Annotated in this window: 18 protein-coding genes and 1 tRNA gene; 4 read left to right on the top strand and 15 right to left on the bottom strand. The window is 70.2% G+C overall.

Annotation, left to right across the window (positions count from 1 at the left end; translation table 11 throughout):
• Window position 1: 1 nt before the first annotated feature.
• From YWY_RS22515 to dacB, 6 genes are all read right to left on the bottom strand, one after another.
• Complete coding sequence (locus tag YWY_RS22515) at window positions 2-1,552, bottom strand: WXG100 family type VII secretion target (RefSeq protein ID WP_051310370.1); 1,551 nt, start codon at window positions 1,550-1,552, stop codon at window positions 2-4.
• A 51-nt stretch (window positions 1,553-1,603) separates the two neighbouring features.
• Window positions 1,604-1,969 (bottom strand): hypothetical protein, encoded by a 366-nt coding sequence (locus YWY_RS0116760; protein ID WP_028848561.1) that lies wholly within the window; start codon window positions 1,967-1,969, stop codon window positions 1,604-1,606.
• A 173-nt stretch (window positions 1,970-2,142) separates the two neighbouring features.
• The gene (gene hpt, locus YWY_RS0116755) at window positions 2,143-2,739 is read right to left on the bottom strand and encodes a hypoxanthine phosphoribosyltransferase (RefSeq protein WP_051310445.1); all 597 of its coding nucleotides are present in this window, start codon (window positions 2,737-2,739) and stop codon (window positions 2,143-2,145) included.
• Window positions 2,736-3,686 (bottom strand): tRNA lysidine(34) synthetase TilS, encoded by a 951-nt coding sequence (gene tilS, locus YWY_RS22510; RefSeq protein ID WP_038045721.1) that lies wholly within the window; start codon window positions 3,684-3,686, stop codon window positions 2,736-2,738. Before tilS ends, hpt begins: the two co-directional genes overlap by 4 nt.
• 56 nt (window positions 3,687-3,742) lie before the next feature.
• Window positions 3,743-4,804 (bottom strand): zinc-dependent metalloprotease, encoded by a 1,062-nt coding sequence (locus tag YWY_RS0116745; RefSeq protein ID WP_038045474.1) that lies wholly within the window; start codon window positions 4,802-4,804, stop codon window positions 3,743-3,745.
• A gap of 18 nt (window positions 4,805-4,822) precedes the next feature.
• Window positions 4,823-6,511 (bottom strand): D-alanyl-D-alanine carboxypeptidase/D-alanyl-D-alanine endopeptidase, encoded by a 1,689-nt coding sequence (gene dacB, locus YWY_RS22505; RefSeq protein WP_051310369.1) that lies wholly within the window; start codon window positions 6,509-6,511, stop codon window positions 4,823-4,825.
• 166 nt (window positions 6,512-6,677) lie between these two features.
• Here dacB and YWY_RS0116735 point away from each other — a divergent pair, with 166 nt between their 5' ends.
• On the top strand, window positions 6,678-7,217 hold the full coding sequence (locus YWY_RS0116735; protein WP_028848558.1) for an inorganic diphosphatase: 540 nt from the start codon (window positions 6,678-6,680) through the stop codon (window positions 7,215-7,217).
• A 224-nt stretch (window positions 7,218-7,441) separates the two neighbouring features.
• Here YWY_RS0116735 and YWY_RS0116730 read toward each other — a convergent pair whose 3' ends face one another.
• From YWY_RS0116730 to dnaE, 4 genes are all read right to left on the bottom strand, one after another.
• Window positions 7,442-8,710, bottom strand: coding sequence for a serine hydroxymethyltransferase (locus YWY_RS0116730; protein ID WP_028848557.1), 1,269 nt, complete (start codon window positions 8,708-8,710; stop codon window positions 7,442-7,444).
• A gap of 75 nt (window positions 8,711-8,785) precedes the next feature.
• Window positions 8,786-9,328: a gamma carbonic anhydrase family protein gene (locus tag YWY_RS0116725; protein ID WP_028848556.1), complete on the bottom strand. Its 543-nt coding sequence runs from the start codon at window positions 9,326-9,328 to the stop codon at window positions 8,786-8,788.
• 296 nt (window positions 9,329-9,624) lie between these two features.
• On the bottom strand, window positions 9,625-10,398 hold the full coding sequence (locus YWY_RS0116720; RefSeq protein ID WP_028848555.1) for a DUF998 domain-containing protein: 774 nt from the start codon (window positions 10,396-10,398) through the stop codon (window positions 9,625-9,627).
• A gap of 131 nt (window positions 10,399-10,529) precedes the next feature.
• Window positions 10,530-14,096: a DNA polymerase III subunit alpha gene (gene dnaE, locus YWY_RS0116715; RefSeq protein WP_028848554.1), complete on the bottom strand. Its 3,567-nt coding sequence runs from the start codon at window positions 14,094-14,096 to the stop codon at window positions 10,530-10,532.
• 349 nt (window positions 14,097-14,445) lie between these two features.
• On the opposite strand from dnaE, the gene YWY_RS0116710 reads away from it, so the two are divergent.
• Entirely contained in the window at window positions 14,446-14,625 is a 180-nt protein-coding gene (locus YWY_RS0116710) for a hypothetical protein (RefSeq protein WP_028848553.1), read from the top strand.
• Window positions 14,626-15,381: 756 nt separating this feature from the next.
• Window positions 15,382-15,750, top strand: coding sequence for a hypothetical protein (locus tag YWY_RS0116705; protein ID WP_051310368.1), 369 nt, complete (start codon window positions 15,382-15,384; stop codon window positions 15,748-15,750).
• Window positions 15,751-15,784: 34 nt separating this feature from the next.
• Here the strand turns inward: YWY_RS0116705 and YWY_RS0116700 are convergent, their stop codons facing one another.
• Genes YWY_RS0116700 through YWY_RS22500 form a run of 3 tightly spaced genes read right to left on the bottom strand, consistent with a single transcriptional unit; the run spans window position 15,785 to window position 18,398 of the window.
• Window positions 15,785-16,444 carry a response regulator gene (locus YWY_RS0116700; protein ID WP_028848551.1) on the bottom strand — a complete coding sequence of 220 codons (660 nt, stop codon included), beginning with the start codon at window positions 16,442-16,444 and terminating at the stop codon, window positions 15,785-15,787.
• Entirely contained in the window at window positions 16,444-17,640 is a 1,197-nt protein-coding gene (locus tag YWY_RS0116695) for a sensor histidine kinase (protein WP_051310367.1), read from the bottom strand. The genes YWY_RS0116700 and YWY_RS0116695 overlap by 1 nt, the downstream gene beginning before the upstream one ends.
• Window positions 17,637-18,398 carry a sensor histidine kinase gene (locus YWY_RS22500; RefSeq protein WP_156899317.1) on the bottom strand — a complete coding sequence of 254 codons (762 nt, stop codon included), beginning with the start codon at window positions 18,396-18,398 and terminating at the stop codon, window positions 17,637-17,639. The genes YWY_RS0116695 and YWY_RS22500 overlap by 4 nt, the downstream gene beginning before the upstream one ends.
• A gap of 255 nt (window positions 18,399-18,653) precedes the next feature.
• Between YWY_RS22500 and YWY_RS22495 the strand changes: the two genes are divergently transcribed.
• Window positions 18,654-20,255 carry a carboxylesterase/lipase family protein gene (locus YWY_RS22495; protein WP_245566709.1) on the top strand — a complete coding sequence of 534 codons (1,602 nt, stop codon included), beginning with the start codon at window positions 18,654-18,656 and terminating at the stop codon, window positions 20,253-20,255.
• 1,441 nt (window positions 20,256-21,696) lie between these two features.
• Here the strand turns inward: YWY_RS22495 and trmFO are convergent.
• Together trmFO and YWY_RS0116675 are read right to left on the bottom strand one after the other, a co-directional pair.
• Window positions 21,697-23,094: a methylenetetrahydrofolate--tRNA-(uracil(54)-C(5))-methyltransferase (FADH(2)-oxidizing) TrmFO gene (gene trmFO, locus YWY_RS22490; protein ID WP_211227645.1), complete on the bottom strand. Its 1,398-nt coding sequence runs from the start codon at window positions 23,092-23,094 to the stop codon at window positions 21,697-21,699.
• 144 nt (window positions 23,095-23,238) lie between these two features.
• Window positions 23,239-23,312: transfer RNA gene (locus tag YWY_RS0116675), tRNA-Thr, on the bottom strand.
• Between the last annotated feature and the right edge of the window lie 56 nt (window positions 23,313-23,368).

Raw genomic sequence — 23,368 nt, 5'->3', positions numbered from 1 at the left:
GTCACTCGTCGTCATCGTCGAAGTCCGCGCCGATGACGCCGGAGGTGACGGCCTCGGCGGGACCGAACATGTCGTCCGGATCCGGCTGGATGAGGTACGACGACTTGTGTTCGGCGTCCTCCGCGCCCTGGGCGCCCGCGCCCGCCGCACCGGCCACGGGGGCACCGGCGCCTGCCGGGCCCATCGGCTGCACCGGCCCCGGCGCCATCGCGGCGGCCTGCGCCTGCTGCGGCAGCGGCTGCTGCGGCAACGGCTGCCCGTGCGGATGCGGCTGCCCCTTCGCCTGCAGCTGCGGGTCGCCGCTGGCCACCGCCGCGGTCGCGCCCGGCTTGGCCAGCGGTGGCTGACCCTGCAGCACCGGGGCCTGGGTCGTCGCCTCCGGCGGAGCGCCCTGCGGCGGAACCTCCATGTTCTCCGCCACCCCGGTCTGCGCGCCTTCGGCCAGCGTCGGCTCCGGCTCCTCACCCGGCTTGCGGCCGGAGTGCTTGCCGCCACCCGTGGTGGCCCTGCTGAGCGCCTTGGCGCCCGCGTAACCCACGCCGGCGCCCAGCGCCGCAGCACCCAACGCGGAACCCGCGCTCGGACCGTTGCCCTGGCTGGTGATCTGCGCCGTACCGCTGGTACTCACCGGCTTGTCCGTCGCCGCGCCACGGTGACCGCCGTCGACATCGACACCGCCGGCCACGCCGCTGCCGCCGCTGCCGGCGCCACCGGAGTAGCCGCCCGCGAAGCCCAGCTGGCCGGCGTTCATGCCGCGCACCTCGCCGCCGATGCTGCTCAGCGAGGTGGCTTCGCCGCCCGCGCCGCTGAACCCGGACAGGGTGCCCCGCACGGACGTGCTGCGGTGGCTCTGCTCGACCGGCTTGAGGCCGATCGACTCGGGGGCGAAGCTCGGCGTGGTGCTGTCCACCTCGGACATCGCCTTGGTGTAGGCGTTCATGTAGCGCTGCTGCTCCTGCTGCACCGCGCGCGCCTCGTCCGCCTGCTTCTTCATGTCCGCCGCCATCGCGGCCGGGCCACCCGACAGGCCTGCGGCCAGCGCCCGGTCCAGGTCGAACTCCTTCGGCGGCGGCATCTTCTTCACCTCGGCCGCGGCCGCCGCCTGGTCCTGCATGCGCTTGCCCATGGTGCGCGCGGCGTCCGCCGCCGTGCTGGAGGCGTTGGCCACCTCGACCAGCGCGCCCTGCGCGGCACCGGAGGCCTTGCCGACCCACGCGCCCGCCAGCTCGGTGATCGCCTCGTACAGCGCGTCCGCGGCGTCGCTGAGCCGCTTGCCCTGCGACATCCACAGCGCGCCGAGCTCTTCCGCCGAGCCGGGGTCGTTGTTGTTGACCGCGCCCTCGTACAGCTCGCGGCTGGAGTACGACGGCCAGTTCGGCGGATTGGTGATGGCCCGGTCGTCGCCGTACATGAAGTCGTCGCGGTTGCGCTGCGCGGACCGGACCAGCTGCTCGGCGGTCGAGGTGTCGCCGAGAACGTCCGTCGACCGCCCCGCCCCGTGCGGAGATCGCCCGCCGGGCACCTGCGGCCGGTTGTCATCGGATTCGTACACGGTTCCCCCTGCTCCTGAACACGAAGGACGACTGGCTGGGCGGGTGAGGCGTCACATCTGCCGCCGGAAGGACTCGGCACCCGCGGCTTCCATCTCCTCGTAGTTCTCGATGGCCGCGACCAACGCCCGCTCGACCTTCTCGTAGTGTGCGTGCAAGTTCCGCAACGCCTGCTCGTACGAGTCCTCGCTCCCCGCGGCACGGTTGGCGCTCTTCCTGGCCATCGCCGTGCCAACCGGGTTGGCGCCCAGCTTCGGCTGGACGTTGAGCTCGTCCACCGCACGCAGCAGGTCCTCGACCTCGTCCTTGCCTGCACGGATCTTGCTCAGCACGGTCCTGGCGGCATCCGGATCGATGCCGATCTGGCCCTCAGCGGCCGCCCTGGCGAACGCCTCCGCGTCTGCGAGGGTCTTGGCCATTGGTCACTCTCCCCTGTTCCCCAGTCCGCGCCCCGCAGCGCGGCTCGTCGTGTTCGCTAAGGTTAACGCACCGGTTGTGCCGATATGACGGTTTCTCTGCGATCAGGGTTCCCGATCGCCATCGAATTGGCAACGCCGTTGCGGCAGCTGGCACCTGCCTGCCGCAATCGCGTTCACGCCGCGTACACCTTGGGGTCGAGCAGGCCGATGAACGGCAGGTCCCGGTAACGCTCCGCGTAGTCCAGCCCGTAGCCGACCACGAACTCGTTGGGGATGTCGAAGCCCACGTAGCTGACCGGGACGTCCACCTTCACCGCCTCCGGCTTGCGCAGCAGCGAGCACACCTCCAGCGAGGCCGGGTTGCGCGTGGCCAGGTTGCGCAACAGCCAGGACAGGGTCAGCCCGGAGTCGACGATGTCCTCCACGATCAGCACGTGCCGCCCGGTGATGTCGCGGTCCAGGTCCTTCAGGATGCGCACCACGCCGGAGGAGGACGTGGACGATCCGTAGGAGCTGACCGCCATGAACTCCAGCTGGGCCGGGATCGGCAGGGCGCGGGCGAAGTCCGTCATGAACATCACCGCCCCCTTGAGCACCCCGACCAGCAGCAGATCCTCGCCTCGCGCCACGATGCCGCAGTAGTCGGCGGCGACCTTGGTCGCCAGTTCCGCGGTCTTGTCCTTGATCTGCTGTTCGGTGATCAGCACCTTGGCGATCTCGCCCGCGTAGGGCCCGGTCGCCACACCCGGCTGGTCCCCTCCGACGTTCATCCGCACTCCTCGTTCACCCGTTCGCGTCTGCCGGCCAGCGTCAGCCTGCCATGTGCCCTGGCGGCCACCAAGTCCCCGGGGAGCCACACTCCCCCTTGCCCCCGCCATCGGCTCACCAAGTCGTCGACCGCGCGCAGGTGCCCCTCGCTGAGATCGCGCGCTCCGCGGTCGAGCAACCACCGGCGCAGTGCCCGGCGCCGGATCGCCGCGTGTGCACCTTCCAGCGGCCCGACGGCCAGCTCACCGCCGGGCAGCCGCGCGGCGGTGAGCAAGTCGCCGGCCAGCGCATCCAGGGCTTCCAGGTCTTCTCTGACCTGACGGGCGGTCCGGGCCAATGCTCCCGCGACACCGCCCTGCAGAACATCGTCCAACAGCGGGATGACCTCGGTACGCAGCCGTACCCGGGTGAAGGCGGGGTCGGCGTTGTGCGGGTCCTGCCACGGCTCGACCCCGAGTTCGGCGCACGACCGGGCGGTCACCGACCGCGGCAGGTCCAGCAGCGGCCGCAGCCACGGCGGGTCGATCGGCCGCATGCCCGCGATCGACCGTGGCCCCGAGCCCCGGCCGAGGCCGAGCAGGACGGTCTCCGCCTGGTCGTCGAGGGTGTGGCCGAGCAGGACCGGCATGTGCGGCAACGCTTGGCGCAACGCGGAGTACCGGGCCCGCCGGGCCGCGGCTTCCAGCCCGCCGGGGCCGTCCACCTCGACCGGGACGACGCGCGCGGTGGTGACGCCGAGTTTGCGGGCGACCTCGGCGGCGGCCTCGGCGATCTCGGCCGACCCCGGTTGCAAGCCGTGATCGACCACGACGGCGTGGGTTTCACCCGCGATCGCCGCAGCGGCAGCGGCCAGCGCCAGTGAATCCGCTCCGCCGGACACCGCCACCCCCACCGGCCCGGACACCTCCGCCTCGGCCAGCACTGCCCGCACCGCGGCGCGGATCTGCATGGAAGCCGGGCCCGCGCGCCCGGGCTTGCCGCCCGGCGCGACGCTGGGCGCGATCCTCACGGGTTGATGCGACGCAGCCATGCCTCTGGTTCGGAGATCTCCGCTCTGGTCGGCAGGGTGTTCGGCGACCGCCACACCGCGTTGAGGCCTGCCATGCCCGCCCGCCGGTGCACGTGCCGGGCGAAGGCGCCGCCCTGCTCGTACTGCTGGATCTTGGCGTCGACCCCGAGCAGCACCCGCAGCAGCCGGTCCAGCATGCTGCCGCCCTTGCGGCGCGCGGTGAACCGGCGGCGAATCTTCGCCACCGACGGCACCACCTGGGGGCCGACCGCGTCCATGACGAAATCGGCGTGCCCTTCCAGCAGGGTGGACAGCGCCACCAGGCGGTCGAACGCCTTGCGCTGGCCCGGCGACTGCATGGCCTCCACCAAGCCGAGCGTGCCGCCGCGCGCAGACCGGATGACGTCCGGCAGCCGGGCGAAGAAGTTCGACGGCACGTCGTCCATCCCGGCGATGAACCGGCCCACCTCGTCGACGAAGTACTCGGTCAGCCAGGACACGGCGGTGAACTGCAGCCGGTGGGTGGACTCGTGCAGGCACACCCACAGCCGGAACTCCTGCGCGGGCACGCCCATCGCCCGCTCGGCGTGCACGATGTTCGGCGCCACCAACAGCAACCGCCCACCGCTTCCGTCGCGGCCGAACGGCTCGTACTGCCCGAGCACCTTGGTGCCCAAGAACGCCAGGGCCAGGCCGGTCTGCACGCCCGCGCTCCTGGGCATCATCCGCTTGCTCGCGACCGCTTCGGCCGCCCGCGGGTGGGACGCGATGGCGCGCGAGGTGAGCGCGTCCAGCCCGTCCGCGGCCGCACGCACCCACGACCGCCGATCCAGCACCGCGGCCTCCGGGATCGGCAGGCCTGCGCCCATCCCGGTCAGTTCCCGCACGTGGTGCTCGGCGGTGCGGGCCAGCCGAGTCAGTTCGGCCACCGCCTGCTCCGCCTCGGCGGGCGGCACCCCCGGCCCGCCGCCGACGAAGACCGCCGCCGTGGACGCGGCCACGTCCCAGTCGACCAATGCCGGGCCGGCAGGTTTGTCGTGGGTAGTCGGCTCACTCACAGCCTCGACGCTACCCGCTCACGAGCATCCGCAACCACGCAGCGCGCCCACGACGTCGTCCAGCGCGGGCCGGGCGACCTGCTGATCGGTACCGACGGACATCAACGCGAAGACCAACGTCGAGCCGCTCTCGGTGAGCACCGTGCCGGCCAGGGTGTTCACACGGTCCAGTGTGCCTGTCTTGGCCCGCACCCAGCCCTTGGCCTGCTCGGCCTGGCCGTCGACGTACCGATCGGACAGCGTGCCGGTGCCGCCGGCGACCGGCAGGCCGGCCAGCAGCGGACGCAGTTTCTGCGCCACCTCGTCGTCACCGGCCGCCGCGGTGAGGATGTCAGCCAGCAGCCGGGGAGGCACCTTGCTCTCCGGCGACAGCCCGCTGCCGTCGGCGATCTCCACGCCTGCCAGGTCGAACCCCGCCTCCTCCAGCACCGCCCGCACGGCCTTGGCCGCGCCGTCGAACGACGGCTCCTCGCCCCGCTCGGTGGCCACCCACCTGGCCAGGGCCTCGGACAGCACGTTGTCGGAATCGGTCAGTGCGATCGTGACCAGTTCCTCGACCGGGGGTGACTGCACCTCACCGAGGACGTCGGCGTCCTCCGAGACGTCCGGCTCGCCGGACACGGCCTGGGCGTCCAGCCGGGTGGCGAGCGCCCGCGCGGCCTCCAGCGCGGGCTCCAAGGCACGGTCCGCATCGAACCGGGTCGGATCCAGCCGGCCGCCGTCCACCATCACCGGCTCGATCGGCGCCGCGTACGTCGACGGAGCATCCGACGGATCCCAACCGGGCCCGGTGGCCGGACCGCGGTAGGCAGCGGTGCTGACCCGCACGATGTCGACCTTGCCCCCGGTCGCCTTCCGGACCTGCTCGGCCAGCTCGTCCACCGTGGCGGCCCCTGGATAGAACGAATCCTCGGAGTCCTTCAGCACGGTCAGCGTGGGATCGCCACTGCCGACCAGGATCACCTCGCGCGGTGCGCCTTGCACCACACGCGTGGTCAACCTGGCGTCCGGGCCGAGTTCGAGCAGGGCCGCAGCGGTGGTCAGGATCTTGAGCGTCGAGGCCGGGGGCGACGCGAGGCCCGGGTCCTTCTCCCACAGCACGTCACCGGTCGACGGGTCCACCACGACGCCGGCCAGTACGCCCAGCGCCGGGTCGCCGACCACGGAAGCGAGCGCCTTCTCGACCCCGCCCGGGGTCGGCGGTTGCTTCGCCGTGGGCACCGTGATGGCCCTCGACAGGGTCATGGGCGCGGGTTCGTCCGCCAGCGGCTTGTTCGGCGCCCACGGCAGCATCAACCGATTGGCGACCGACGGCCGGGTCAGCACGACGGCGGCCGCCGCCAGCAGCACGACGACCACGGCGAGGACGACGAGCACCATGAGCCGCCGCTTCCGTTTGCCGCCTCCGGCGCCCTCGGGCTGCGGGTCGGGTTCCGGCTCCGGCGGCTGCGGCGGTTCGACCGCGGGAATGATGCGCGTCGGCATCTCGTGCAACGGCACGTCCGGCGCCGGCCGCGGCCGTGCCTGCGGCTGCTGCGGCTGCTGTTCCTGCTGCGGCGGACGTTTGACCGGGATCGGCTCCCCCGGCGGCCGCACCGTGCCGGGCGGATACGGCGAGGAAGGCTGGCGCGGCGCCGCGGCGCCGGGGTCCAGATCGACGGTCGGCCACTCCTCCTGCGGGCGGCCTGGACCACGCTCCGTTGTCACCTACGTCTCCCTCGCCACGCCTCGTGCATGCAACCACCCGGTACCTGGTCCACACTAAACACGCCGCGCGCCCGGCAGTGCGGGTGGGACAAACCTCCTCAAACGCATGAACGTACGGACACCCGGGCACGTTGCCCTCGCCGGCCGGCCGCGACGAAGGAGAAACATGGAGTTCGACGTCACCATCGAGATCCCCAAAGGGGAACGGAACAAGTACGAGCTGGACCACCGGACGGGCCGGATCAAACTCGACCGGACGCTGTTCACCGCCACGCAGTACCCGGCCGACTACGGCTTCATCGACGACACGCTCGGCCAGGACGGCGATCCGCTGGACGCCCTGGTGCTGGTGCAGGAGCCGACGTTTCCCGGGTGCCTGATCCGGGCGCGGGCGATCGGCATGTTCCGGATGACCGACGAAAAGGGCGGCGACGACAAGGTGCTGTGCGTCCCCGCCGAGGACCCGCGCACCGAGCACCTGCGCGACATCCACCATCTGGACACCTATCACCGGATGGAGATCCAGCACTTCTTCGAGGTCTACAAGGACCTGGAGCCGGGCAAGAGCGTCGAGGGCGCCAGGTGGGTCGGCCGCGCCGAGGCGGAGGCCGAGATCAGGGCGTCCTACGAGCGGGCCAGGCAGCAGCGGGCCGCCGAGGAAGGCGAGCCCGGCGAGGGCGAACAGCAGACCACCGGCGAAGCCTGAGCACCCACCGACGCGATTTCCCTACTTCTCCTGGCCGCCCGGCCGATCGTCGGCGGCCGCGCCGAGCGCGAGCGGCGATCCCGTGCGCGTCCGCTGAACAATCCGTCCGACGTCACCGCAGCGCGTGCCGCGCATACCTCAGCCAAGAGAAGAAGAACCCCGGCGCAGCCGGTTCGGCCGGTCCGCGTCGGAGTTCTTCGCTGCCTTGGCTGCCTGCGGTGCGCTCAGACGAGGTAACCCGGCATGGGGAACTGGGCCAGCAGCTCCCGCACCTCGCCCGCGATCTTCTCGATGGCGGGCTCGTCCCCGCTCACCGCGGCCGTCACCGCCCGGTCGATCCAGTCCGCGATCTGCGGCTGGTGTTCCGGCTTCAGCCCGCGGGTGGTCAGCGCCGCGGTGCCCAGCCGGATCCCCGACGGGTCGAACGGCTTGCGCGGGTCGAACGGGACGGTGTTGTAGTTCAGCTCGATGCCCGCGCGGTCCAGCGCCTGCGCCGCGGGCTTGCCCCCGATCCCCTTCGACGTCAGGTCGATGAGCAGCAGGTGGTTGTCCGTGCCGCCGGACACCAGGTCGAAGCCGCGCTCCAGCAACGCGTCGGCCAGCGCCTTGGCGTTGGCCACCACGGTGTGCGCGTACTCGGTGAACGACGGCTGCTGCGCCTCGTGCAGCGCCACCGCGATGGCTGCCGTGGTGTGGTTGTGCGGCCCGCCCTGCAGGCCGGGGAACACCGCCTTGTCGATCGCCTTGGCGTGCTCGGCGTCCGAGAGGATCATGGCGCCCCGCGGGCCGCGCAGCGTCTTGTGCGTCGTGGTGGTGATGACCTGGGCGTGGCCGACCGGGGACGGGTGCGCTCCGCCTGCGATCAGGCCGGCGATGTGCGCGATGTCGGCCACCAGAACAGCGCCGACCTCGCGGGCGATCTCGGCGAACGCCGGGAAGTCGATGGTCCGCGGGATGGCCGTGCCGCCGCAGAAGATCACCTTGGGCCGGTGCTCCAGCGCCAGCTGGCGCACCTCGTCCATGTCCACCCGGCCGGTGTCCTTGCGCACCCCGTAGCGCACCGGCTCGAACCACATGCCGGTCGCCGACACGCTCCAGCCGTGGGTCAGATGTCCACCGTGGGGCAGCGACATCCCCATGACCTTGTCGCCGGGCTTGGCGAACGCCAAGTACACCGCCAGGTTGGCCGGCGAGCCGGAGTACGGCTGGACGTTGGCGTGCTCGACCCCGAACACGGCCTTGGCCCGCTCGATGGCCAGCCGCTCGATCTGGTCGATCACCTGCTGGCCCTCGTAGTACCGCTTGCCGGCGTACCCCTCGGAGTACTTGTTGGTCAGCACCGTGCCCGTCGCCTCCAGCACGGCCTCGGACACGTAGTTCTCCGAGGCGATCATGCGGATCTTGTCGTGCTGGCGCCGGGCCTCGGCCTCGATCAGGTTCGCCACCTCGGGGTCGGTGGCGGCCAGGGTGGAAATCTGCGGCTGGTGGGTCATGAGCTGAGCGTATCGTCCGCGGGCCAGGCGGTCGGCACCGTTGGGATCCGCACCACGCATCCGGTGGCCCGGCCCTCACGCGTCCGGCCGCTCGGCTTCCTCCACCAGCCGGATGCCGTCCCGGTGCCTGCGCGCCATCTCCTGGTAGATGACCGCGTTGTACTCCACCCAGCCCCGCTGCGACTCGCTCAGCGGCTGGATCCGCTTGGCGGGTGCGCCCATCGCGATCGACTCCGGGGGCACCTCGGTGTTCGGTGTCACCACCGCGCCCGCGGCCACCATCGCCTTCTTGCCGATGACCGCCTTGTCCAGCACCGTCGCGCCGTTGCCGATCAGCGCCTGCTCGCCGACGGTGCAGTCGTGCACCAGCACCTGGTGGCCGACCGTGACGTTCTTGCCGATCTCGCACACGCCCTCGTTGACGTGCACGACGGCGTTGTCCTGGATGTTGGCGCCCTCGCCGACCACGATGCGACCGAAGTCTGCTCGCAGCACGGCGCCGTACCAGATCGACGCGCCCGCGCCGACCTCGACGTCCCCGATCAGCGTCGCCGTGGGAGCGATCCAAGCGTCCGGATGCACACGCGGGGTCTTCCCCTCGAAGGAGTAGATAGGCATGCGTCTCTCCTATGCCACGCCGCTGCCGAGGTCAAGGCGGCAGCATGCCGCGAGCAGTGTGATGGGGCACACTGGCCCGCGATCGTCGTCAGCCCACGCCTGGCTCGGAAGCGTGGCAGTCGACGCATCCGACCGGACGATCCCGAACCGGCGGAACTGCGCCAGGAATCGTGACGAACTGAATCAATCGTCCGAGCCGTTCGAGGCGTCATCCCGCGCCGGGCAGGCGTCGTGTGCGGCAAGCGCTGCCGCACACGACCTGGACCGCTGGGACGCCTTTTGGCGAGCACGACCCGCTACACGGCTGAGCCTTCCAGACAAGCGGCGGACGTCGCTGTCACAGCCTCCGGTGACTCAGCTGTGGACGAAGTCTCGCGGTTGGCAGCGAGCACCGGCCGGTCGGAGCGCACGGCGGCCCGCACCGTCAGGTGGATCAGCTGCGCCAGCACCACCAGCTCCCCGACCAGCAGCACGCGCTGAATCACCCCGCGCACCGGATCGAAGACACCGGGCAGGAAGATCGCCACACCGGTGAGCACCAGGACCACCACCACGAACCACGCCGCGGCCTGCAGCATCCGCTTGCCGTGCCCGAGCAGCCGGGCGACCAGCAGAGCGACGACCGGCACCGCGAGCAGCGCGACCGCCGCGGCGTAGCGGTGGATTTGCGCCGAGATCGACCCGGCACCGACCCGATCGGTGGGGAACAGCGTCACCAACACCAGCCCGACCGTGGTCAGCCACGCGCCCACCATGGCCACCCGGCCGACCGGCAGTCCGCTGCCGTGCAGCACGACGGCCACGCCGAGGCCGGCCACCGCCATGCTCGTCACCCCGGCCGGGAACATCCACCCCACCCCGGGAGCGAACACCGCACCGGAGAGCGTCTCGGTCACCGGCTGAATGGCGGCCCCCGCCAACAGGTGCAGCAGGAGCATGAACACGAACGCCACGATCACGCCGGTCATGCCGAGCAGACGGCCGACGGCCAGCGGGTGCGGCCACGCCGAACGGGTGACAGGGGCGGTGGCCGACCGGGCGGAAACGGGAGCCGCAACGATGTTCGCCATGCATCAAACGATGGCGAAATCCCAGGTCAGAGCCCATCCGGCAGGACAGAGACCTGGCGTTGGTGGCAGCCCCACCCGGTCTTCCGGTCAACCCCACCACGGCGGTGGCGGCAACCGGAGGTCGGGCGCGATCAGCTGGGCACGCTGATGCCGGGGATGGCCTTCAGCTCACCGAGCAGCGACGGGCTCGGCCGCACCGTGAGGTCCAGCGCGAGCATCGTCTCCTTCTTGCCGCCGACCAGCTTCAAGTGCACCGGAGTGTCGCCGCGGTGCACCTCCAGCGTGCGCTTGAGCTCGCCCACCACCGCGGCATCCAGCTTGTCGGCCGCCGCCTGCAGCACGAACGGCTCCTCCTCGGCGCCCATCTCGACCGCGGACAGATCGAGCGAGACCACCGAGCCGCCGAACACCGACATGCGCTCTTCCCGCCAGTTCACCCGACCCTTGACCACGACGGCGTTGTCCTCGTGCAGCTCGGCGGCGAACAGCGCGTACGCCTTGGGGAAGAACAGCACCTCGATGCCCGCGTCCAAGTCCTCCACCGTGCAGATCGCCCACGGCTCGCCGTTCTTGTTCACCCGGCGTTCCATGCTGGTGATCAACCCGGCGATGACGATCTCGCCTTCCTTGGGCGGGTCGGCCAGGATCTGCGCGATCGGTTTGGGTGCGTGCTTGCGCAGGATGCGCTCGGCGCCGTCCAGCGGATGCCCGGAGACGTACAGGCCGAGCATTTCCCGCTCGTAGGCGAGCTTCTGCTTGCGCGGGTACTCCTCGTCGGTGAACTTCAGGTGGGCCAGCGGCGAGTGGCCGGAGTCGTCGGCCGTCTCGGCCTCGCCGAAACCGCCGAACAGGTCGAACTGGCCCATGGCCTCCTGCCGCTTGAGCGGCACGACCGCGTCGACGGCTTCCTCGTGGTTCTGGATCAGCGACAGCCGGGTGTGTCCGAGCGAGTCGAACGCGCCTGCTTTGATCAGCGATTCGATGACCCGCTTGTTGCAGACGACCAGCTCCGACTTGTCCATGAAGTCGGTGAAGGAGGTGTACTTGCCCTTCTCCTCACGGGTCTTGATGATCGACTGCACCACGTTGGCGCCGACGTTGCGGATGGCGCCGAGGCCGAAGCGGATGACGTCACCGACTGCCGAGAATCGTTCCACCGATTCGTTGACGTCCGGCGGCAGTACCTTGATGCCGAGCCTGCGGCATTCGGACAGGTAGACGGCGGACTTGTCCTTGTTGTCCGCCACCGAGGTCAGCAGCGCCGCCATGTACTCGGCGGGGTAGTTCGCCTTCAGGTAGGCGGTCCAGTACCCGACGAGGGCGTAGCCGGCCGCGTGGGACTTGTTGAATGCGTAGCCGGCGAACGGCAGCACCGTCTCCCACAGCGTCTTGATCGCGTCCTCGGAATAGCCGTTGGCGCGCATGCCTTCGGCGAAGCCGGCGAACTCCTGCTCCAGGACTTCCTTTTTCTTCTTGCCCATCGCGCGCCGCAGGATGTCCGCGCGGCCCATGGAGTAGCCGGCCACCCGCTGCGCGATCTGCATGATCTGCTCTTGGTAGACGATCAGGCCGTAGGTCTCGTCCAGGATGTCCTTGAGCGGTTCCTCCAGCTCGGGGTGGATCGGCTTGACTTCCTGCCTGCCGTTCTTGCGGTCCGCGTAGTTGTTGTGCGTGTTCATCGCCATCGGACCGGGCCGGTACAGCGCGTTGACCGCGGTGATGTCGTTGAACTCGGTGGGCTGCATGCGGCGCAGCAGGTCGCGCATCGCGCCACCGTCGAGCTGGAACACCCCGAGGCTGTCGCCGCGGCCGAGCAGCTCGTAGGTCTTCTTGTCGTCCAGCGGCAGGGTGTCGAGGTCGATTTCCTCGCCCCGGTTGGCCCTGATGTTGTCGATGGCGTCACCGATGACCGTCAGGTTGCGCAGGCCCAGGAAGTCCATCTTCAACAGGCCGATGGCCTCGCACGACGGGTAGTCCCAGCCGGTGATGATCGCGCCGTCCTCGCGCATCCACAGCGGGATGACGTCCATCAGCGGCACCCGCGACATGATCACCGCGCAGGCGTGCACGCCGGCGTTGCGGATCAGCCCCTCCAGGCCGCGCGCGGTGTCGAAGATCGTCTTGACCTCGGGGTCGTTCTCGATCAGCGACCGCACCTCGGCCGCCTCGCCGTACCGCTCGTGGCTGGGGTCGACGATGCCGGACAGCGGGATGTCCTTGGCCATGATCGGCGGCGGCAGCGCCTTGGTGATCTTGTCCGCGATCGAGTAGCCGGGCTGGCCGAAGTGCACCCGGGCGGCGTCCTTGATCGCCGCCTTGGTCTTGATGGTGCCGAACGTGATGACCTGCGCGACCTTGTCCTCGCCGTACTTCTCGGTGGCGTACCGGATCATCTCGCCCCGGCGGCGGTCGTCGAAGTCGATGTCGATGTCCGGCATGGACACGCGCTCGGGGTTGAGGAACCGCTCGAACAGCAGGCCGTGCGGGATCGGGTCGATGTTGGTGATGCCCAGGGCGTAGGCGACCAGCGACCCGGCCGCCGAGCCACGGCCTGGACCGACCCGGATGCCCACGCTGCGCGCGTACCGGACCAGGTCACCGACCACCAGGAAGTAGGCAGGAAAGCCCTTCTCCTCGATGACCTTCAGCTCGTGCTCGGCCCGCTCGACGTAGCCGTCCGGGATGCCGTCCGGGAAGCGGCGCTTGAGGCCCTCCATCACCTGGTGGTGCAGCCAGGAGGCCTCGGTGTGCCCCTCCGGCACGTCGTAGCGCGGCATCAGGTCGCGGTGCGCGTAGACCTCTTCGTAGGACTGCACCCGCTCGGCGATCAGCAGCGTGGTGTCACACCCGCCCGGGACCTCGGAGTCCCAGTACTCGCGCATCTCCTGCGCGGACTTCAGGTAGTAGCCGTCGCCGTCGAACTTGAAGCGGTTCGGGTCGTTGAGCGTCTTGCCGGACTGCACGCACAACAGCGCCGCGTGCGGGCCCGCCTGATCCTTGGTGACGTAGTGCGAGTCGTTGGTCACCAGCGGCTGCAGGCCGAGCTTGCGGCCGATCTCCAGCAGGCCCTCGCGGACCGCGCGCTCGATCGGCAGCCCGTGGTCCATCAGCTCGAGGAAGAAGTTGTCCTTGCCGAAGATGTCGCGGTAATCCGCCGCCGCCTGCAGCGCCTCGTCGAACTGCTTCAGCCGCAGCCGGGTCTGCACCTCACCGGACGGGCAGCCGGTGGTGGCGATGATGCCCTCGGCGTGCTCGGCGATCAGCTCCTTGTCCATCCTGGGCTTGCGGTAGTAGCCCTCGATGCTGGCCAGCGAGGACAGCTTGAACAGATTCCGCAGGCCCTGGGCGTTCTCCGCCAGCATCGTCATGTGCGTGTACGCACCACCGCCGGAGACGTCGCCGCCCTCGCCGAATTCGTCGGTGTCACGCTGGTTGGTCTGGCCCCAGAAGACCGGCTTCTTGTGGTGCCTGCTCATCGGCGCGAGGTAGGCCTCGATGCCGATGATCGGCTTGATGCCCGACTTGACGGCTTGCCGGTAGAACTCGTCCGCGCCGTACATGTTGCCGTGATCGGTCATGCCCACCGCGGGCATGCCCAGCCGCTCCGCCTCGGCGAACAGCGGTCCGATCTTCGCCGCACCGTCGAGCATCGAGTACTCGGTGTGGACGTGAAGATGGACGAACGAGCTGTCGGACATCGCGTGACACTACCTCCCGCACCGCTCGTCTTCGGCCCGCGCGGGCCGGACCCTGCGGCCCGCGCTCGGCCGGATGAAGCCCCAATCTAACCGCTGCGGCGGCGCGCCCATCGACGCCATGCCGCGACGGATCGAAACCGGCAGGCGGACGACGGCTGACCGCTGGCCGACCCGCTGGGCGGACACCTCGCCTCGCGCTGGTAAAGCCGCTCCTACCTGGGAAAACAACGACCAGTGACGTGGCGTGAGCGAGTGTGCACGACCAGCATCCCCCATGTCGGGCGTGAGCGGGATCGCCCATGACGGGCATCGGTGATCCGCGGCGCGGCCGCCATGCGTGAATACCGATGTGAACTCGCCGCGCATCCGTGTGTTGACCATGCAGATCGCCATGGCCCGCCGCGAGCTGCAGCGGGCCCGGTGCGATCGGAACCCCGAGGCCGCTGCCCGGGCCGAACGCCGCATGAACGCTCTGCTCGACCAGTACATCGCGCTGCGCAGCACGACCCCCGCCCGTCAGGCTGCGTAGCTCGCCGGAGACCGTTCGACGCGTTCGGCAGCGTAGGAAGGGCCGGGCCCACGCCTGCCTGCCGCTCCCCCGGGGATCGACACCGTGCACGAGGCCTTCCTGCACCGGGCCCACGCCTACCTGCCGGACCGTGCACGACGCCTTCCAGCACCGGGCCCACGCCTACCTGCCGCTCCCCGATTCGGTACTCCCTCGCGCCCGAGTTCACCTGCGCGGTGCGTCGAGCGCCGGAGCCGTGAGGTACGCGGCGGCCGCCAGCCGCCCCAGACGCGCAGCCATCGCCGTCCGATCCGTCCGGCTCGTGCGTGCCGTCCCCATGCCGGTGGGACGGGCAGGATCCAGCTGTCCAGCTCCTCGACGGCGACCGCCGTCCCCATGCCGGGCGGGACAGGCCACAAACCACCGAATCGACTGGCCTCAATCCGCCGTTCGTCGTAGTACTTGTGACCGCTGTCACGAGCCGCTCTTACCGGCAGCCACTCTCGATCTCGGCCGCTGAACCGTCTGAGTGAAAGCCGCGCGATGGCGGAACACCGCGGCGTGAAGAAGGGCACCCGATGCGCGGGGGCGGCACTTGCGGCCCTCGTCGTACCCGGCCTAGGGTTCGCGTCACGGTCCGATGCATGTGCAAATGCATCCCCACACACCACGAGGCAGAGCGATGATGGGGGTCATCACCGGAACGCGAGTGACCCGCCTGTTCCGGCGGGAAGTCAGGCTGGATACGCCGTCACTCGGCCCGGGCGAGGCGCGTCGATGACCACCTCGCCCGGCCAGCCGGATCCGGTGAGCGCCCGGCTCACCGCCTTGATCGACCTGGGTTTCCAGTTCCTCCACCCCACCGACGCCCAAGGCCAGGTGCAGGCCGTGGTCGGCATCCGGGTGCACGACGGCGTGGTCGACGTCGTGCAGCTACACGCCGAGGACGACGTCACGGCGACCCGCATGCCGGTGGACGAGCCGGACATCATGGCACCCTCGACCGTGCTCTGGCGCGAGCACGGAAACGTCACCACGGTCCTGGACGCGGTCCTGGCCCTGCCCGACGAGAGCGAGCACGCCGGTACGGGCACCGGCGTCTGGGTACCGGCGGGCGCCGGCCAGTTCCGGTTCCTCCGGTCCTGATCGCGGCCCCGGCAGGCACGGCCGGAAGTCGCTGTCACGGCGCCGAACGGTTCACCAACCCAGCGTCGTACGCCAGCAGGCCGGCCTGTGTGCGGTTCTCGCAGTCCAGCTTCACCAACATGCGCGAGACGTAGCTCTTCACGGTGGCCTCGGACAGGTGCAACCGGTGCCCGATCTGGGCGTTGGACAGGCCTTCTCCGAGACACTTCAGCACGTCGACCTCGCGATCGGTCAGTTCGCCGACCAGTTGCCGCGCCCGCTGCCGATGGCGTTCGCCGTCGGACGACGCCGCGACGAGACGCCGCGCCGCTTGCGGGGACAGCACCGTGTGCCCGTCGGCAGCTACCCGCACCAGATTGATGAGATCCTGCGGCGGGGTGGACTTGACCAGGAATCCCGCCGCGCCTGCGTGCAGCGCCCGCAGGACGTACTCGTCGGCGTCGAAGGTGGTCAGGACGACGATCACCGGGGGTGCGGGCATTGCCCGAATGCGTTCGGTGGCGACGAGCCCGTCCACGCCCGGCATCCGCAGGTCCATCAGCACCACGTCGGGTCGATGCCGACGGACGGCTCCCACCGCAGCTTCCCCGTCGTGCGCCTCCGCCACCACCTCGATGTCGTCCGCCGTTCCGAGGATGGTGGCCAAGTGCGCGCACACCATGGGTTCGTCGTCGACGGTCAGTACCCGGATCATCACGCAAGTCCTCCCCCAGTGGGCGCGGGCACGAAGTCGGGCAGGACCGCATCCACGGCGAAGCCACCGTCCGGCTCCCGGCCCGCACGCACAGTGCCACCGACCAGTTCCACGCGATGGCGTAAGCCTCGCAGGCCGAGGCCCGACCCGGTAGCCGCCAGCTCCGCGTCGCCTCCCCGGGAGGCGGGCGGGCTGTTGCGCACGACGACACGTACTCGACCACCATGGCGGCTGACCCGCACCTGCGTCCTGGCGCCTGGAGCGTGCTTGCGCACGTTCGTCAACGACTCCTGCACCACCCGGTGGACCGTGCGGTGCACAGCGGGCGACAAATCGCCGATGTCGCCGTCGTGCACGAGCTCGACCGGCAAGCCGACCGCTGCGGACTCCTCGGCCAACTGCTCCAGTGACGACACCGTGGCGGCTGCCTGCTCGCCCGGAAGGTCGGCGCGCAGCGCTGCGACCAGATCGGCCAGCTCGGCGAGCACCTGGCGGCCCGCATCGATCATGTGCCGCGCGGGCTCCCCCGGCAGGCGTTCGGCCCCGGCCAGCATCTGCCGGACCCGCTCGGTCACCACCTCGTGCATTTCCTCCGCCAGCCTGGCACGTTCGTCGGCCCTCGCCCGCTCGGCCAGCATCGCCTGCTCCCGTTCGGCGTGCTCCGCACGTTCGATCAGCTCCGCGATCAGCCTCCGGCGGGCCGCCACGTACAGGCCGAGTACCGCGGGCAGGCCGACCACCACGGCAGCCACCGTGACGACCGCCGGGTGCGGATCCCACGGTCTGGACGCGACCAGGAACAACGCCGCCAGCATCGGAACGGCGCGCCGCGGGCTGGCCGGATAGGCCGCTGCCGCATAGACCGCGACCGGGGTGATCACGGGGACGAACACCGTCACGGCGTCCCCCGGGAACCGGTCTGCAGCAACACCGGCGAGGGTCAGCACCAGCAACGCAACCGTTCCCAGGAACGTCGCCGCCACCAGCCACAGCGGACGCCGCTTGCGCAGTCCCACCAGCACCGCCGCCGGAAGCTGCACCAGAACCGTGATCGCCTCTGCCCCCGCCATGGTGGAGGCGGGGTGCGCCACTGCGGCGACGGCCTCCACGACGACCGTCGCCAGGACCGCCATCACCGCGGCGGGGACGTCGAACCGGCCGGTAGAACGCGTAGACCGCGCACCGAACGCCGTCATCGGGGCACCATCCATCCGGCCGAGCCGGTCGGCCTGCGCAGCACGCCGATCAGGTCGCGCAGTTCGTCGAGCGCCTTGGCGCCGGTGGCGCGCACTTCTTCCGCGGTGGCGCGGGTGTCTGCGTCCGGCGCGGAGACCGCGAGCGCACCCGCGTGCAGCACCATCAGGGTGAGCCGATGGGTGACGATGTCGTGCAGCTCGGCCGCGATCCTCACCCGTTCGTCGGCCCTGGCCTGCTCGGCGAGGAGTTCTTGCTCTCGCTCCGCTCGCCGGGCGCGCTCGGTCAGTGAAGCCACCACGGCCCGTCGCGCGCACAGGTAGAAACCGAACAGCATCGGCACGGTCAGATACAGCAGCCCGGTGGCCACCACGGGTACCGAAGCCACCCATGGCCGGGTGACGACTGCGGTGAGCAGCCCGATCATCAGCCACGCGCGTCGCCGGTCCTGCCGGTAGCGGCAAGCACCGTAGGTCGGCCACACCGAAGCCAGCGGCATCCACAGGTTGGTGAGGTCGTTCGAGGTGGCAAGGAGCCCGGGAAAGGCCAGCACACCAGCTGTCACCGTCACCACCGCACCGGCTGCGACCGCCTGCTGACCACCCGGCCGGGCCCGACGTACCGCCAGGAGCGCGGCCGCGACGAGCACGAACCCGAGCGTCCCGGCCAGGGCGTTCGCGCGCGGCTCTCCTTCGGGCAACAGCAGCGGCACGAGCACCGACAGCGTCGCGACCACACCCAATGCGGCACCGTCAGCCATCGCCTGACCACGGTTGCACCACCCGCCGGACCACGCGGTCCGGCGGTCCCTGCGCGTCGCTGCGATCATGCCGGTCACCGTATGTGCACCTGGTGCAACTGTGCGCCCATGCGCGGCAAGAGACCACCAAAGATGCACGCCAGGTGGACAAGGCGCAACTTTCGTCGATCGCGTTGCCCTCCAATGCGGCTGTTCACCGGCCGGTCCGGCGCGCTGAACTCGGTACATCGGCCAGGATCGACGACGAGGGGGACGATGATGATCAGCCGACGATGGCGCCCGTTCCTGGGCGCAGCCGCGACGCTCTGCCTGCTTGCCTGCCTCGTTCCGCCTGCGGCCGCGCAACCGGACGAGGCGGATGGGCCGATCGTGACCACCGAGTACGGCAAGGTACGCGGCACCTGGCAGGGGGCCACGGCCGTTTTCCAAGGCATCCCCTACGCCGCCCCGCCGACCGGGAAGCTCCGGTGGCGGAAGCCGGCCAGGCCCCAGCCCTGGGAGGGCGTACGGGACGCGACCAAGCCACCGCCCGCCTGCCCGCAGCATCCGGGCGAAGTCCCCGAGGGCAGCAAGAGCGAAGACTGCCTGTACCTCACCGTGACCACACCGGTGAAGCGGTCGGCGAAACCACGAGCGGTCCTGGTGTGGGTGCACGGCGGTGGCTTCTTCATGGGCACGGGCAGCAACTACGACGCCAAACGGCTGGCCGCCCGCGGAGACATCGTGGTGGTCACGGTCAACTACCGGCTGGGCGTGTTCGGCTTCTTCGCCCATCCCGGGCTTGCCGGGTCCGGGACGTTCGGCCTGCAAGACCAGCAGGCAGCGCTGAAGTGGGTGCGCCGCAACATCGCCGCCTTCGGCGGAGATCCGCGCAACGTCACCGTGGCAGGCCAGTCCGCGGGCGCAATGAGCGTGTGCGCCCAGCTGACTTCGCCGTCCGCGCGCGGGTTGTTCGACAAGGCGATCATGCAAAGCGGCTCGTGCGGCTACCGATGGCGGGACAACTACCACTACCGCAACGAACAGGCCTCGTCGATCTTCCAGCCGGTCGACGTCATGCGGCAACGCGGCGCCGCCACGGCAGCTCAGCTCGGCTGCGAGGGCGACCCGCGGACCGTTCTGGAATGTCTGCGCAAGCTCCCGGTGGATCGGCTGATGTCGGTGCAGCAGCACTTCATCCAACCCGCCTACGGCACGGCGACACTGCCGGTCGAACCGGAGCAGGCGATACGAAAAGGCTTGTTCAACCGCGTTCCGGTGCTGTCCGGCAGCACCAAGGACGAAGCCACCTCGTGGACGTCCGTCTACGACGCCGGGAAGCCGATGAGCGAGACCACTTACCGCACGGTGCTGCAGGAGACCTTCGGCGACGACGCCGACACGATCAGCGAACGCTATCCGCTGCACGACTACCCGACGCCGGCCAATGCGTGGGCGGCCATCGTCACCGACGATTCGTGGGCGTGCAGCCAGTACCGGATCACACGGCGGCTGGCCGAGCGCGTCCCGGTGTACCACTACGAGTTCGCCGATCCGAGCCCGCCGCCGCTCGGGCCCGAGCCGGGGATCCCGACGGGCGCGCAGCACGCCTCGGAGCTGTGGTACTTCTTCGACCTGCTCGGCATGGCACCGCCGTTGACCGAGGACCAGCGGAAGCTGGCGGAACAGATGATCGACTACTGGGCGTCGTTCGTAACCTCCGGCGCCCCGGATGCGACGGCGGGTAGCGTGCCGTGGCCACGCATGCGGCCCGGGCAGTCCACCGGTACGCAGCAACTCGCCCCAGGCTCCGGACAGATCCACCAGATCGATTTCGCCGCAGCGCATCAGTGCGGCTTCTGGTCGCAACTGCCGTGACGGCCGGACGACGGGCAGCAAGCCCGTGACCCGTTTCGGTGCAAGCGAATCTTGCGGTCTCGACCCTGTCGACATCGGCATGCCGTGCAGGTAGTGCCGGTGTGGACAGGGTCGGCCGGGAAAGGACGGGACAGATCCGTGGTGACGGGTGACAAGCCCGGGGAGGTATCCCGCGACATACCCGGTCCGGCTGCCTGCCGCGTGGGCCGAGCTGGGCAACGACGACCGCGCCGAATCGCTCGCCCGTTCCTTGCGTGATCCCATGCTGCGAGCCCAGGCATTGGCCCGGGTAGCCACAGCAGCGAGGACAGCAGGCGACGCCAGCCGAGCACGACGCCAGCTCGGCCAGAGCGAATCATTCGCCCGCGCCATCGCCGCCCCGATCACCGGGCAAAGACGCTGGCCGGGCAGGCCGGAACAGCGGCGACGACGGGTGACGCTGACCGAGCTCGGCACTTCGTCGACGAGGCCGATTGGCTCATCCGTGACTCCGTCGTCAACCCCATGTGGCAAGCACTGGGACTGGCCCGGCTGGCCGTCGTGGTGGCAAGGATCGGTGTCCTCGACCAGGCCCGGCACCTCGTCGACGACGTCAACGCCCTCGTGCCCTCCCTCGGCGACGCCTTCTGGGAACCCCAAGCGCTGACCAGACTGGCCGAAGCAGCAGCGGCGGCCGGTGACCGCGACCGAGCCCGGCACCTTGTCGATCGGGCCGAAACCGTCGCCGGCGCCGTCACCGACCCCGAGCAGCGGTCGGAGGCACTGGCCAAGGTGGCCGGAACAGCGGCGAGCACCGGCGACCTCGACCGGGCCGAAGGCCTCCCCGGCTCGGTCAGCGACTCCTCTGGCACGGACGGGCACTGGCGCAGGTCGCCGAGACCATGGCGACAGCGGGCTACCCCGGCCGAGCCGAAGCCCTGGATCACTCCGTCAGCGACGCCACCTGACAAGCACAAGCACCGACCCAGGTCGCCGCCGCAGTGGCCACGACGGGTCACGCCGACCGAGCCCGGCGACTCGTCGGCCACGCCGAAACCCTCGCCCACACCATCGCCGACCCCTGCTGGACGACACAGGTCCTGGCCCGGCTGGCGAAAGCAGCGGCGGCAACCGATGACCATGACCGAGCCGAATCACTGGCCCGTGCCATCACCGCCTCCGACGAGCAAGCACAAGCACCAGCCCAGGTCGCCGCCGCAGTGGCCACGACGGGTCACGCCGACCGAGCCCGGCGACTCGTCAGCCACGCCGAAACCCTCGCCCGTGTCGTCACCTGTCCATGGCGCACCACAGATTCGGCCGCTGCCGAGCGCAGCCCAGCGCTTCCCACGATGGCGGGATCGACCCTCGAGCAGGGCGCAAAGCTCGGGCTGGCTGGAGCAGTTCGCTGATCCCGTCGAAGACCTCCCGGCCGTCGCCGGAGGACGCGCAGTGTCGACCGTCAGGCGACGTCCGTCGGCACAGCCTCCGCGGCCTCCATGCGCGCCTCCACATCGACGGCGGGCGGCGTGACGGCAGGCACCTCGAACTTCCGCCGCCAGGCCTCAAGGTCACGGCGAGCACGATCGGCGTAGGCGGCGCGCCGCTTCCGGCGGGGCAGCCGCACGGTGAGCTCGGAGAACAGGCCGTACTGGATGTTCGACGGCTGGAAGTGGCGCGGATCCGACTGGGTCAGATGGCGTGCCAGGGCCCCGAGCGCCGTGGTCGTCGGCAACGGCTCGAACTCCTGGCCCGTCTCCGCGCGCCGCTCGAGGGCGACGTAAAGCGCCACGACGAGGCCGGCGGCAGCCGATTCGAGGTACCCCTCGACGCCGGTGATCTGGCCAGCCAGCCGCACCCGCGGTTCCTTGCGCAACCGGTACAGCTCGTCCAGGTGCAGCGGCGCGTTGATGAAGGTGTTGCGGTGGACCTGGCCGAAACGCGCGAACTTCGCGTCGGCGAAGCCGGGCAAGGTGCGGAAGACCCGCCGCTGCTCGCTCCACTTCATCCGGGTCTGGAAGCCCACCATGTTGAACTGGCTGCGGCTCAGGTTCTCCTGGCGGAGCTGCAGCACGGCGTACGGCTTGCTGCCGTCCGGCGGGGTGAGGCCCACCGGCTTCATCGGTCCGTGCTGCAGCACGTCGACCCCGCGCCGCGCCATCTCCTCGATCGGCAGACAGCCCTCGAAGAACAGGTTCTTCTCGAACTCGTGCAGCTCCACCACGTCGGCCGTGATCAGCTCCTGGTGGAAGGCGAGGTATTCCTCGCGCGTCAGCGGCACGTTGAGGTAGTCGTCTCCCTCGCCCTTGCCGTAGCGCGAGGCCCAGAACATGCGGCTGGTGTCGAGGCTGTCCGCCTCCACGATGGGGGCGATGGAGTCGTAGAAGTAGAGGTGCTCCGACCCGAGGATGCCCTGGATCCGCTCGGTCAGGGCGGGCGAGGTCAGCGGCCCGGTCGCCACGACCACGTCACCGTCGGGCAGATCGGTCACCTCGTGGCGCTCGATCGTCACACCGGGCATGCGCTCCAGGGTCGCCGTGATACGCGCGGAGAACTGGTCGCGGTCGACCACCAGGGCCGAGCCGCCGGGCACCGCCGAAGCCCGCGCCGCACCGATGACCAGCGAGCCAAAGGACTCCATCTCACGCTTCAGGAGCCCGGCGGCGTGCTCCGGGTCGTCCGAGCGCAGCGAGTTCGTGCACACCAGCTCGGCGCACCACCCGGTGCTGTGCGCAGGTGTCATGCGCTCCGGGCGCATTTCGTGCAGCACCACCGGGATGCCGCGCGCGGCGAGCTGGAAGGCGCACTCGCTGCCTGCGAGGCCGGCTCCTATGACGTGGACGGGACGCATTGCACGCATCGTCTCCAAGGTAGGCCACAGCCGAACGCACCTGGACAGCGGCGGTGGCGGCGGTCAAGCACGCCGGGCCCTGCCCGGCCCGGTCACGCCGAAGCCCCGCCGGTTCTGACTTCCTCTGCCAGGCCCGGCGGGGCTTCCACGGCGAGCCGCCTGCGGGAATCGAACCCGCGACCTATTCATTACGAGTGAATCGCTCTGGCCAACTGAGCTAAGGCGGCAACGTCCAACAGTGTAGCGACATGCGTCGGTGTGGATCAGCACCCCCACCCTTTCC

The sequence above is a fragment of the Thermocrispum agreste DSM 44070 genome (assembly GCF_000427905.1).
Taxonomy (GTDB): domain Bacteria; phylum Actinomycetota; class Actinomycetes; order Mycobacteriales; family Pseudonocardiaceae; genus Thermocrispum; species Thermocrispum agreste.
Note: the sequence above shows the minus strand (reverse complement) of the source record. Positions and strands in the feature narration are given on the sequence as shown.

What these genes read in the sequence shown, in the direction of transcription:
- YWY_RS0116760 (WP_028848561.1), bottom strand. Translation starts at nt 1,969, where the DNA reads ATGGCCAAGACCCTCGCAGACGCGGAGGCGTTCGCCAGGGCGGCCGCT.
- hpt (WP_051310445.1), bottom strand. Translation starts at nt 2,739, where the DNA reads ATGAACGTCGGAGGGGACCAGCCGGGTGTGGCGACCGGGCCCTACGCG.
- tilS (WP_038045721.1), bottom strand. Translation starts at nt 3,686, where the DNA reads ATGCAGATCCGCGCCGCGGTGCGGGCAGTGCTGGCCGAGGCGGAGGTG.
- YWY_RS0116735 (WP_028848558.1), top strand. Translation starts at nt 6,678, where the DNA reads ATGGAGTTCGACGTCACCATCGAGATCCCCAAAGGGGAACGGAACAAG.
- YWY_RS0116730 (WP_028848557.1), bottom strand. Translation starts at nt 8,710, where the DNA reads ATGACCCACCAGCCGCAGATTTCCACCCTGGCCGCCACCGACCCCGAG.
- YWY_RS0116725 (WP_028848556.1), bottom strand. Translation starts at nt 9,328, where the DNA reads ATGCCTATCTACTCCTTCGAGGGGAAGACCCCGCGTGTGCATCCGGAC.
- YWY_RS0116720 (WP_028848555.1), bottom strand. Translation starts at nt 10,398, where the DNA reads ATGGCGAACATCGTTGCGGCTCCCGTTTCCGCCCGGTCGGCCACCGCC.
- dnaE (WP_028848554.1), bottom strand. Translation starts at nt 14,096, where the DNA reads ATGTCCGACAGCTCGTTCGTCCATCTTCACGTCCACACCGAGTACTCG.
- YWY_RS0116705 (WP_051310368.1), top strand. Translation starts at nt 15,382, where the DNA reads ATGACCACCTCGCCCGGCCAGCCGGATCCGGTGAGCGCCCGGCTCACC.
- YWY_RS0116700 (WP_028848551.1), bottom strand. Translation starts at nt 16,444, where the DNA reads ATGATCCGGGTACTGACCGTCGACGACGAACCCATGGTGTGCGCGCAC.
- YWY_RS0116695 (WP_051310367.1), bottom strand. Translation starts at nt 17,640, where the DNA reads ATGACGGCGTTCGGTGCGCGGTCTACGCGTTCTACCGGCCGGTTCGAC.
- YWY_RS22500 (WP_156899317.1), bottom strand. Translation starts at nt 18,398, where the DNA reads ATGGCTGACGGTGCCGCATTGGGTGTGGTCGCGACGCTGTCGGTGCTC.
- YWY_RS22495 (WP_245566709.1), top strand. Translation starts at nt 18,654, where the DNA reads ATGATGATCAGCCGACGATGGCGCCCGTTCCTGGGCGCAGCCGCGACG.
- trmFO (WP_211227645.1), bottom strand. Translation starts at nt 23,094, where the DNA reads ATGCGTGCAATGCGTCCCGTCCACGTCATAGGAGCCGGCCTCGCAGGC.